This window comes from Fictibacillus sp. 18YEL24, assembly GCF_015903855.1.
Classification (GTDB): Bacteria; Bacillota; Bacilli; order Bacillales; family Fictibacillaceae; genus Fictibacillus; species Fictibacillus phosphorivorans_C.
This window is the reverse complement of the sequence record NZ_JACZDT010000004.1, coordinates 86,453-98,411: the sequence shown is the minus strand read 5'-3', so window position 1 is coordinate 98,411 and position 11,959 is coordinate 86,453. Positions and strand designations below refer to the sequence as shown.

The following is an 11,959-nucleotide window of genomic DNA, read 5'->3' as shown; positions in this document are numbered from 1 at the left end:
CTTATCCGTTCTTCATCCATTGATCTATTAAGGTGTTTGATTTATTTGCTTTATTGAAACCAGAAATGATATCTATGATAGAAAAAACCGCTACGATTGTTGCAATTGTGGATATAAACCAAAATGCTGGTACATCAGGGAAGGTGTCATATAGTTTTTCAGTGAATGACTTATTATAAAGCGTTTCATCCGTTAGCATAAAACAAAGTAAGCCTACCGAAATAAAATGATAGATTAAGTTCAATGAAGCAAGTAGATTCGTCCATCTTCCAATAAAAAATTTATAGATAGCAAGACTCACTTCAATGAGAATAAGCAAAATGATAAAAGGAGCATATGAGAATAAAACTTCCTCGTTGAATAGTGGTGCTTTGAGCGTAAGTCCTTCTAATCCTTTTCCACTTTGTTCATACCAGCCGATCATTTCAGACGAGTTAAATAGAACTATGGCCCAAATTGCTGTCCAGAATAAACTAAAGAAAACTTCAGCTTTTGGAATCTGTCTTTTCGTCACTACTTTTTTAAGTTGATATAGATCAGATGGAGACCATGTTTTCTTTTTTCTCGTATAGATATCACCATTTGAAACTCCTGATCGTTCTAGCATGATAAATACAATCGTTACCCAGAAGAAAACTTGAAACAAAACCGTCAAGCTGGATAAGAACATCTTTAAACAAAGTTGACCGATAAAAGCCATTAGAGTGAATAGAGATTTATCACCTTCAAATGTAATCATACCGTTTACAAAGAGGGTAAGGCTACTGGACACTACAGAAATGATAGCTGCCACGATCAACACATTAATATAACTTTCATAAAACATAGGACCTATTACATAGCGAGGTTTGTTGTTGTATTCGCTTGCGAGTTTTACAGGATCTCCGAGTTTCATAAGAACTTCTTCAACATCTTTTTCTGTATGTTGATCTGGAAGCATATCTTCAATCGTTGATCTTAGCTCCATCGCGATGTCATCCCTTATTTTTTCAGGAAGTCTTTGTGTCACTTCACTGATATACGTTTCAATCAAATTCATTTGGAATTCCTCCTTATAACATCGAATTTAATTGCATAGACGTGTTATGCCATTCTTCTTTCAGTTGCTTGAACACTTCTTGACCAAACTCGCTGAGAAGATAATATTTTCTAGGTCGGTTCTCTGTTGTATCCCATTCACTCGTAAGCAGCTCTTGCTTTTCAAGCCTACGAAGAAGCGGGTACAGGGTGCTTTGATCAATGGATACGTTGTTCTCTTCTAACCGTTGCGCGAGTGAATACCCGTATTGCGGTGTTTGGAGCTGGCTTAAGACTGCTAAAGTTAAGGTTCCTCTTCGCAGTTCTGTCTTTAGAGAGAAAATTAATTCGCTCATGCAATCACCTCGATTATAGTATAGTGTATGACATACAGTAATGTAAAGTTCCTAATATAGTGAGAAATAATATATTTTTAAAAAAGAAAAGGGGTCAGACCCCCGGTCTGACCCCTTTTCTCCTTTTCTTTTTCCTTAATACGCTTTTGCCCAGTAGACGAGGTGTTTGGCTTCTTGATCACAGCAAACGCACTTTTCTGCAAGTTTCTCTTGTTCAAACGGTATACATCGTGAGGTTGCCCCTGTTTCGTCTTTTATAAAGCCTTCACAAGCGTCATCCCCACACCACATCGCTTTAATGAATCCACCTTTCTCGGAAAGCTTAACTTTGAATTCATCGAATGTAGTAACCGTGGTTGTTTGATTTTCTCGAAGAGTTTTTGCTTTTTTAAACAAGTTATTTTGAATATCACTTAATGTATGTTGAATGTGTGATTCTAAACCTTGAAGAGATACTGTTTCTTTTTCTCCTGTATCACGTCGTACTAATATCACTTGACCTTGATCGATGTCACGCGGTCCTACCTCAAGACGAAGCGGAATTCCTTTCATCTCATACTCATTAAATTTCCACCCTGGCTTCTTATCACTGGCATCAATTCCTGTTCGAATGGTCTGTGATAGCTTCTCTTTTAAATCGTATGCAAAGTCAAGAACACCTTCTTTATGTTGAGCAATCGGAACAATCATGACTTGAGTTGGTGCTATCTTTGGAGGAACAACGAGCCCTCGGTCATCGCCATGAACCATGATCATCGCCCCGATAATACGGGTCGTAAAGCCCCATGATGTTTGCTGAACAGTTTGTAGTTTACCTTCTCTGTTCGTAAACTCAATACCAAAAGCTTTAGCGAAACCATCTCCTAAATGATGAGAAGTTCCAGATTGCAATGCTTTTCCATCATGCATAAGACTTTCAATCGTAAAGGTATATTTCGCCCCAGCAAATTTTTCTTTTTCTGTCTTCTGCCCCTTCACGACCGGTATTGCAAGGAATTCCTCACATAGATCAGCGTACACATTAAGCATTCGAACGGTTTCATCATGAGCCTCCTCATCTGTTTCATGACAAGTATGTCCTTCTTGCCAAAGAAACTCGAGTGTACGAAGAAATGGCCTTGTTGTCTTTTCCCATCTCACAACGTTCGACCACTGGTTATAAAGCTTTGGAAGATCGCGATGTGAATGGATGATGTTTTTAAAATGCTCAGCAAAAAGAACTTCTGATGTCGGACGAACACAAAGGCGTTCTGTCAGCTTTTCTTCTCCTCCATGTGTGACCCATGCTACTTCAGGGGCGAATCCTTCAATATGGTCTTTTTCTTTTTGAAGCAGACTTTCTGGAATAAAAAGCGGCATATACACATTCTCATGACCTGTCGCTTTGATTTGATTATCAAGTTCCTTTTGAATGTTTTCCCATATTGCGTACCCGTAAGGTCTAAGAATCATAGATCCCCGAACACTTGAATAATCAATTAGTTCCGCTTTTGTTACCACATCTGTATACCATTGAGCAAAATCATCTTGCATACTCGTTACATTCTTAACAAATTCCTTTGCCATTGATTGCACTCCTCGCTAATATTAGAAAATAAAAAAAGCCACACTTCTCATTAGGGACCAATTTCTTGGCGGTACCACCCTAATTCAAAGCATCGCTTTACACTCTTTCATGATAACGGTATTTAACCGCTGAATATCTTAAAATAAGATACAGAACTCAGAGGCAGGTTCAATCGTTTGTCAGTAGAAGCCTTTCAGCCATACAGCTCCCTCTCTAAAATGACAGAATCAATCTACTAATCCTCTTCTTCGTTTTCTTCTTCATATGTTTTTGAAATTATATGTGATATTGGGATGAACTGTCAAATCTTTTTTTATTGATGAGGTTAAATAGGTTAACCTGGTAAACAGAAAACCTGTATCCCATTAAAAGGGGTACAGGTTTTCTCAATGCTGTGAGACTTGAATGTAATGCTAGGAGTGTCCACTCCACAAATACAAATTTAGTGAATTTGTATTTGTTTGGGGTCAGACCCCTAGACCCACCACATCTCCGCTGGCTGCTCGGCGATGAGGATCGACTGCAGGTTCTTCACCGCGCGGTTGAATCCTTCGTCGATCGACATGATCGGATCTTCATGCTCGATGCTTACTACGTAGTCATAACCATACGTACGAAGTGCACTCATCATATCGGACCAATCTTGAACAGAGTGACCGCAGCCTACTGAACGGAAGCTCCATGCGCGGTTTTGAACAGCTCCGTATGGCTGCATATCCGTTAATCCGTACATGTTAATATTATCTTGGTCTAAGTATGTGTCTTTTGCATGGAAGTGGTGGATTGCTCCAGCTTTTCCAAGAATCTTAATTGCTGCCACAGGATCGATGCCTTGCCACCAAAGATGGGATGGATCAAGGTTGGCACCAATTGCGTCACATGTTTCTTCACGCAGCTTCAGTAACGTATATGGAGTATGCACTAAGAAACCACCGTGAAGCTCTAAGCCGATCTTCACTCCATGTTCTTTTGCAAATTGACCCCACGTGCGCCAATATGGAATCAACTTCTCTTCCCATTGCCACTTCAACACATCGCTGTATTCATTCGGCCAAGGGGAAACTGGCCAGTTTGGATACTTTGCATTCTCAGAGTCACCCGGTACACCAGAGAAACAGTTTACCACTGGTACATTCATCAATTCAGCCAGTTCAACAGTTTTTACAAAAGTTTCATGTGACTCTTTTGCAAATGCCTCGTCTGGAGATAACGGATTCCCGTGACAACTGAAGGCTGAAATCGTCAAACCACGCTTCTCTACTTCATGAAGGTACTGTGATCGCTTCTCTTCACTCTGAAGTAGTTCATCAAGCGGACAGTGAGCGTTTCCTGGATAGTTACCCGTTCCAATTTCTACGGCTTGTACGCCTGCTTCTTTCACATAGTCAAGCATGTCTGTAAATGATTTCTGTGAAAACAGGACCGTAAACACACCTAATTTCATACTATTTCACTCCTTTTTCAATTCCTAGTTGAACGCCTTTTCCCATAAGACTACTAGCATAGATCGCTTCGATCACCCGTGAAGTATTCATCGCTTCCTCAGCTTTCACAAGAGGTTCTGCTTTACCTAAACAGCTATCCACAAAATTCTCAGCTTGAGGAAGACCGGGGTTGTCTTCTCCTAGGATCCAATCTGCTTTAGTTGTAGTCATCATACCGTTTACTGCTTTGTTCACCGCAAATGGGAATACATCCAGTCCGCCTTTATCACCAGAAATGCGCAGCAGTTCTGCATCGTCCGGAATATTTGCCGCCCACGATGTTTCAAACAGAATCGTACCACCGTTCGCGAGACGAATATACGCGGTGACATGATCATCGACTTCAAATGTTTCTGCATCAAACGAGCCCCATTGGTTTACTTGTTCCGCTTCACGGCTGACGGTGTTATACGTTTGACCAGATACTTCACTCACAACCGGGTTATCTAAAAGCCAAAGTGTCAGATCCAGCAGATGGCAGCCATAGTCGATCAAGCTGCCGCCACCTTGAAGCTCTTTATTTGTAAATACTCCCCAACCCGGAACTTTTCTTCTTCTAAGCGCTTGTACACGAACGACTAGAGGATTACCAACTTCTCCAGACTCCATGATTCGTTTTGCAGCTTGAGACTCTTTCATGTATCGATAGTGATAAGCAATCGATAATACTTTTCCTGATCGCTTCTCTGCTTCTACCATTTCAGCACATTCTTCAACGGTCATTGCCATCGGTTTCTCACACAGAACATGTTTACCTGCATCCAATGCTGCAACTGTGATCTCTCTATGAAACTTGTTAGGCGTACAGATCACAACCGCATCTACATGCGGCCACATCTCTACGTAACTCGTAAAATAGTTCGGTACGTGAAATTTTTCAGCAACACTTTTCGCAACATCCACGTTTACATCACTAATGGCCGTCACTTCTGCTTTTTCACTTAAACTTTGAAAAGCGGGGATATGTCGGCCTTGTGCGATGCCGCCTGCCCCTATGATCCCAACTCTAAGTTTCATGCGTGAACTCCTGTTTTAACTTTTTCGATCGTCTTCTTCTCGTTTGATTCTAAAGCAGCTAGAATTACGGCCAATGAGCGTTTTCCTTCTTCGCCCGTGATCAGTGGAGCATGACCCCCTTCAATCGCCTCGATAAAGTGATCTACCACGTGAGAGTTAGACTGGTTATCATTCGTTTGGATCGCACCCATCTCATAGCGTACAACATTTCCATTCGTGTATTGTGCGACTAAAGAATATTTCGGTTCATCTTCTAATCGAAGGATACCTTTTTCGCCATAGATGATCGTAGAGTTATCTTCTTTTGCCGTGTAAGACCAACTAGCCGCCAATGTTCCGATAATTCCACTCTCTGTTTTCAACACGCAAACAGCTGTATCATCAACTGAAGCAAACTCTTTTGCGCTCGTCTCAACAAAAGCACCAACTTCGGCTATCTCTTCTCCAAGAATGTATCGAATCAAGTCTGTTTTATGAACACCAAGGTCTCCCATTGCGCCTATAAATGCTTCATCCTTTTTAAAGAACCAGCTGTTCACACCATCTACGCTCCAGCCTTCAGGTCCTGGATGCCCGAAAGCCGTACGGAAGCTGTAAATTTTCCCGATATCACCAGAGGCAATTAGCTCACGCGCTTTTTGATGTGCCGGAACAAAGCGCTGATTATGACCGATCATTAGCGTTTTTCCGCTCTTTTCTGCTGCAGCGATCATTTCCTCTGCTTCTTGAAGCGAGGTTGCCATCGGTTTTTCACATAAAACGTGCTTTCCAGCATTTAAAGCTGCAATTGAAATCGGCGCGTGAAGAAAATTAGGCGTACAAACACTTACTGCATCTACATCTTTAAGCGCAAGAAGTTCATTATAATCCGTAAAGATCTTTCCTCCATAAACCGCTTGTGTTGACTCAGCACGTTCTTTTACAATGTCACAAACCGCAACGATCTCTACGTCCTGATTCGCTGCATATTCTGGCAGATGGCGATGCTGTGCGATACTACCGCAACCAATAATTCCAACTTTAATTGTCATGATTATTTCCTCCTTATAGTGGGTGTTTAATCGTTTTTATTTACTTTGCACCGATCGCTTCAAGCGGCTTAGCATTTCCGTACTTTGGCGCTTCACTGCCTGAAGGAGCTAAGAAAGATACAGCATTCGTGATTACTTTTTGTACATCTTCGTTATAATACGTTGGATACGTCTCATGTCCCGGACGGAAATAGAACACTTTTCCTTTGCCACGATTGTAAGCCGCTCCTGATCGGAACACTTCTCCTCCTTCAAACCAGCTAACAAATACTAGGTCATCTGGAGCAGGGATATCGAAATGCTCTCCATACATCTCTTCTTTTTCAAGCTCGATATATTCACCAAGTCCGTTTGCGATCGGGTGACTTGGATTAACGATCCAGATGCGTTCCTTTTCATCAGCTTCGCGCCACTTTAGATCACATGAAGTTCCCATCAATTTTTTAAAGATTTTAGAGAAATGACCAGAATGAAGGACGAGTAGACCCATGCCATCTAGTACTCGTTGATATACTTTATTTACGATCTCATCTTCTACTTCATCATGAGCTAAGTGTCCCCACCATACTAAAACATCCGTGTTATTTAACACATCTTCTGTTAGACCATGTTGAGCTTCATCAAGTGTTGCTGTATTCACATCATGTCCTGCTTTTTCAAGGAATTCTTGAATAGCACCATGAATTCCTTTTGGATAAATATCTTTAACTACCAGATTTTTCTGTTCATGACGGTTTTCATTCCAAACTGTAACTTTAATCATGTATAACGTCCTCCTAAGTGTGTAAGCGTTTTACGTAAACGTTTACGTAAATCCCAAATAAAAATGAAGCTTTGAGTTAACCCGTTTTTTACTTGTCACGAAAATCACTGACTGATTGCCTTTCCACAATGGTAAAAGGCATATAACGGCTTTTTGCTTCTTGTTGTTCACCTTTAATCAAACTGACTAGCATTTCACCTGAGGTTTGTCCCATATCCTTTAACGGCTGAGATACAGTCGTTAGTGGCGGATAACACATCTCAGCAATCTTCAAGTTATCATAACCGATGATTGATAGTTCCTCTGGCACCCTTATTCCTAACTGATGTGCAGCAGACATTGCACCAATGGCCATCTCATCACTTGCTGCGAATAGTGCAGTCATGTCAGGAAGTTTTTTTAGCAGAAGCGGCAGCGATTCTTTTCCGTTTTGAAAACGATAGCCCTCATTTTTCGTTATGTGATTGTTAGTAAATGGTAGACCATTACTCTCAAGAGCTTTTTGAAATCCTTGCATTCTTGGTACTCCAGCAATCGGATCCTCATCGCTTCCACCGATCATGCCAATCACTTTATGACCTTTTCGAATCAAATACTCTGTAGCTTGAAAAGCTCCATCAAAATCATTTACCCGAACAAACGGAAGATCGTATTTGGATGACGCCGTAGAAACAAGGACAACAGGTACTTTCATCTCTTGAAAGATTTTATAGTACTCTTCTTTAACATCTTCTGAAGCAAAGATGATTCCATCTACTCGTTTTTCTTGCAGCAGCCTCAAATACTTCACGGTTCTCTTCCCACTCGAAGTGGTGTTGCAGACGATTACGCTGAATCCTCCGTCATGCGCCGCATTCTCTACACCTTCTAATACTTCTGACGAGAGCATTCCAGATACATCTGGAAAAAGAACCCCGATCGTCTGTGTCCTCTTGTTGATGAGCCCGCGTGCGATCGCGTTAGGCTGATAGCCGAGTGCTTCAATTGATTGCTGCACTTTTTTCTTTGTTTCCTCCGAATAGCCAGGCAATCCGTTCACAATTCGAGATACTGTAGCGATTGAAACGTTTGCATGCTTGGCAACATCTTTTATTGTCGGATTCAAAACATCTCCCTGCTTTCTTGTTACGTAAACGTTTACATTTACACTTACAATCTATCAGCGCTTTTAGAAAAAGTCAATTATTTTATTATCAAATTAAGATTACGAATTACTAAAAAGGGAAAAGACTACTAATATGAAATGGAGGTCAGATTTAATGTGGTATCAGCACTCATTCTTTAAGTACGCCGCAGGTTCAGTCTTACTGTTAACCATCCTTTATTTACTAGGAAAAATTGATTACCTGCTTGACTTCCTATATCTCGTAATATCTAGCGTTTTCTTCCCTCTATTTATCGCAGGGTTGCTTTATTATTTGCTTAGACCAGTCATACGCTTCTTCATTCAGAAAAAAGTTCCTAAGTTTGTAGCGATACTTGTAGTGATGGTCGGATTGATCTTAGCCGTAACAGGCATTGCCACGCTAGCCGTCCCCGTTGTAGCCGATCAGCTTTCTAATATCACCGACGATTTCCCAAAAAAGATTGGTGAAGCTACTGAAAAAACAGGTACGATGATTACCGGCAGTAAAAAATCGTTCATCGATAGCACACAGATAACAAAACTCGCCACACAACGATTAGAAAAGTTTACTAGTACCGTCTCAAAAGATGTTATTGCCCTTGTAGCCACATTGACGAATATTGCTCTTGTATTGTTAGTGGTCCCTTTTATTCTTTTTTATTTGTTGCTTGACGATAAGAAATTTTTTAATTATTTCTTAAGGTTTGCTCCTCATCACATGGAGTATGAAGTTGCTGCGATTTTACGAGATATTGATTCAACCTTATCTTCGTATATTAAAGGACAAGTTCTTGTGGCATGGTTTGTCGGCATCTTTATGTATGCCGGTTATTTATTGATCGGGTTAAAGTTCGCTTTAGTTCTTGCTCTTTTTGCTGTTCTAACGAATGTGATTCCTTTTTTAGGACCATTTATCGGTGTATTTCCAGCTCTTTTAGTAGGTTTGATCCAAGATCCTTTTATGGCAGTTAAAGTCGCTATCGTAACGCTCGTTGTACAACAAGTAGAGGGAAATATTTTGTCTCCTCAAATCATGGGAAAACAGCTTCGTATCCATCCGCTCACCATCATCCTAGTCGTACTCATGGCAGGTGCAGCATTTGGATTTATCGGTCTGCTTTTAGCCATCCCTACTTATGCGGTTTTGAAGACGATCATCAGTAATGTGTACCGAATCTACTTGTTATACAACCCACCAGAGACTAGAAGTAATCTACTCTGAAAGGAGATACGTGCTTATCGTGAAACAGCCTTTTGTAAAAGAACCAACATTCAAAGATAAAATGAAAACTCATTATGAATCGTATCGCCCTTGGGTACACCGCTCTGCTCGTATCGGGTATCTTTCAAAAGGTATCGTTTATATCATCATCGGCATTCTAGCGCTAATCATGTCTATAGGAAAACACCCTAATGAAGCGAGTTCAAACGGAGCACTTTACACAATCGCTCAACAGCCATTCGGCCCCGCATTATTAATCGTGCTTTCCTTAGGTTTGAGTGCATTCGCTTTTTGGCAGATTGTTAAAGCTCTTTTCGATCCTGAGTGTGCAAAACACGATTGGAAAAGATGGTTTAACCGATTAAATTTTTTAATCATTGCAGGGATTTATATTGCAATGTGTATCAGTTCATTACGCATCTTGTTTCGTGCAAGAGCAAAATCTTCTGATGAAACATACCAAACTCTTTCAGCACAAATGCTTTCACAGCCTTTTGGTCAGCTTTTGGTCGCTATAGGTGGTATTGTTTTTGCTATTACAGGTATAGTCTTTATGTTTCAAGCCTTCACACACCGATTTAAACGTGATTTAAAAAAGAATGAAATGAACAAAAAAGAGTGGAAGTGGAGCGGTTACATTGGAACACTCGGAATGGCAGCACGCGGAATCGTTTTTATGATAATTGCGTTCTTTCTCATACGAACAGCCGTTTTGGCTGATCCAGATGAAACGCGTGGTTTGGATGGTGCACTCCTAGAACTTGCCTCACAGCCGTTCGGCCCCGTTCTTCTCGCCATCGTAGCAATCGGCTTTATATCGTACGGTATATTCATGTTCGCAAGTGCTCGATATAGACGATTGAATAACTAGACAAAGGCCCCGGTCTCATATATGAGACCGGGGCCTTTGTCTTTGTGGGAAAGACATAATGAAGAAAATGTCTTTCTTGGGGGTCTGACCCGGGTCAGACCCCAGAAGACCATTTCTTAAGCGTTTTATCTGTTGGCAGCATGACAGTTAACAATCCTACTAACGGCAAGAAGCTGATCAAAAACATCGTGTTTGAGATGCTTGTAACGTCAGCGACCTTACCAAGCACTACCGATCCGAGCGCTCCCATACCAAACGCCAAGCCTACGATCAAACCTGATACCATGCCTATTCTGCCTGGTACTAGTTCTTGAGCGTATACGACCGTCACCGAAAAACTCGTGTTCAAAATGAAACCGATTAAGAAGAACAAAGGAATAACGGCCCACAGTCCTACGTGTGGAAGAAGGAGAGCGAGTGGAGCAGTTCCGACCATCGACCAAAAGATCATGTTTCTCTTTCCTAGCCGGTCTGCGATCGGTCCTCCAAAGAATGTTCCGAGTACACCGGAGGCCATGAAAACAAATAAATAAACTTGAGCTTGTCTAATCGTCAATCCATAATCATCGATCAAATAAAATTGATAATAGTTTCCGATTCCAGAGAAATACCATGAACGAGCAAATACTAAAAACACGAGTAATGCCATCGCTCCTATTACTTGTTTTTTTCGCTTTCTATCAATCTTTTTCTTCTCGCCAGTTTGCTTTTGAACACGAGGAAAATGCACGAGCTGTTTAGCATACCAGCCTGAAACATAAAACAGTACAAAAATGGCGATAGCCGCCAGTGAAGTAAACCATACAGCTCCAAACTGTCCGAGTGGGACGAATACGAGTGCCGTCATCACAGGGGCGAGCGAACTGCCTGTATTTCCTCCTACTTGATAGATGGATTGAGCTAGACCTCGTCGGTTTCCTGCTGCCATATACGCGACTCTAGACCCCTCAGGGTGAAAGACAGCAGACCCTAAACCGATTCCAACAACCGAGAGTATGATCATATAAAAGGAATCTGCAAACGCGATGCCTAACATTCCTATTAAACTCGCCATCATACCAACAGGCAGTATATAAGGTGAAGTCGTTCTATCCGTATACCAACCAATCACTGGCTGCATGATAGAAGACGTGATGTTTAAAGTAAAAGCAATCCAACCAAGCTGAGTAAATGAAAGATTCATTGATTTCTCTAAAATTGGAAAGATGGCTGGAATAACTGCCTGCATAGAGTCATTTAATAAATGCACAAAACTTATCGCAAAAAGAATAGAATAGATCGTTTTTTGTTGGTTAGAAGTATCTGTTGACTTGCCTGTGGTAGCTGACATGCTTCATTCCTTCTTTCGTTTATCTTTACAAACTCATATACTGTTAAACAATGCAACTTACATTAGATTACCATATTCAGCTTGATCAAAACGAAATGGCATGCATGTGAAGATCAAAATGAAGCAAACACCCGTAGAAAAAATCGTAAAACAAGACGGGAAATAAATTGTTTGG

11 protein-coding genes and 1 other annotated feature are annotated in these 11,959 nt (G+C 41.0%); of the genes, 2 read left to right on the top strand and 9 right to left on the bottom strand.

The genetic code is table 11. The features are described from left to right. Position 1: 1 nt before the first annotated feature. The 8 genes from HU823_RS13665 to HU823_RS13630 form a co-directional block, all read right to left on the bottom strand. Entirely contained in the window at positions 2-1,039 is a 1,038-nt protein-coding gene (locus HU823_RS13665) for an HAAS signaling domain-containing protein (protein WP_197222431.1), read from the bottom strand. Between the two features lie 13 nt (positions 1,040-1,052). Then, positions 1,053-1,373, bottom strand: coding sequence for a PadR family transcriptional regulator (locus HU823_RS13660; protein WP_066392702.1), 321 nt, complete (start codon positions 1,371-1,373; stop codon positions 1,053-1,055). Positions 1,374-1,508: 135 nt separating this feature from the next. Further along, positions 1,509-2,939, bottom strand: coding sequence for a proline--tRNA ligase (proS, locus tag HU823_RS13655; protein WP_197222430.1), 1,431 nt, complete (start codon positions 2,937-2,939; stop codon positions 1,509-1,511). Positions 2,940-2,988: 49 nt separating this feature from the next. Continuing rightward, positions 2,989-3,198: a binding site (T-box leader), on the bottom strand. Between the two features lie 217 nt (positions 3,199-3,415). Further along, positions 3,416-4,384: a sugar phosphate isomerase/epimerase family protein gene (locus tag HU823_RS13650; RefSeq protein WP_144701413.1), complete on the bottom strand. Its 969-nt coding sequence runs from the start codon at positions 4,382-4,384 to the stop codon at positions 3,416-3,418. A gap of 1 nt (position 4,385) precedes the next feature. Further along, complete coding sequence (locus HU823_RS13645) at positions 4,386-5,441, bottom strand: Gfo/Idh/MocA family protein (protein WP_144701415.1); 1,056 nt, start codon at positions 5,439-5,441, stop codon at positions 4,386-4,388. Next, complete coding sequence (locus HU823_RS13640) at positions 5,438-6,475, bottom strand: Gfo/Idh/MocA family protein (RefSeq protein ID WP_197222611.1); 1,038 nt, start codon at positions 6,473-6,475, stop codon at positions 5,438-5,440. Before HU823_RS13640 ends, HU823_RS13645 begins: the two co-directional genes overlap by 4 nt. Before the next feature lie 37 nt (positions 6,476-6,512). After that, entirely contained in the window at positions 6,513-7,235 is a 723-nt protein-coding gene (locus tag HU823_RS13635) for a ThuA domain-containing protein (protein ID WP_197222429.1), read from the bottom strand. Positions 7,236-7,323: 88 nt separating this feature from the next. Further along, entirely contained in the window at positions 7,324-8,340 is a 1,017-nt protein-coding gene (locus HU823_RS13630) for a LacI family DNA-binding transcriptional regulator (protein ID WP_197222428.1), read from the bottom strand. A 154-nt stretch (positions 8,341-8,494) separates the two neighbouring features. Here HU823_RS13630 and HU823_RS13625 point away from each other — a divergent pair, with 154 nt between their 5' ends. Together HU823_RS13625 and HU823_RS13620 are read left to right on the top strand one after the other, a co-directional pair. Beyond that, entirely contained in the window at positions 8,495-9,583 is a 1,089-nt protein-coding gene (locus HU823_RS13625) for an AI-2E family transporter (RefSeq protein WP_186320557.1), read from the top strand. 19 nt (positions 9,584-9,602) lie between these two features. Then, on the top strand, positions 9,603-10,454 hold the full coding sequence (locus HU823_RS13620) for a DUF1206 domain-containing protein (protein ID WP_370630094.1): 852 nt from the start codon (positions 9,603-9,605) through the stop codon (positions 10,452-10,454). A gap of 94 nt (positions 10,455-10,548) precedes the next feature. On the opposite strand, the gene HU823_RS13615 is transcribed toward HU823_RS13620, so the two are convergent. Next, entirely contained in the window at positions 10,549-11,784 is a 1,236-nt protein-coding gene (locus HU823_RS13615) for an MFS transporter (protein ID WP_197222427.1), read from the bottom strand. Positions 11,785-11,959: the final 175 nt, after the last annotated feature.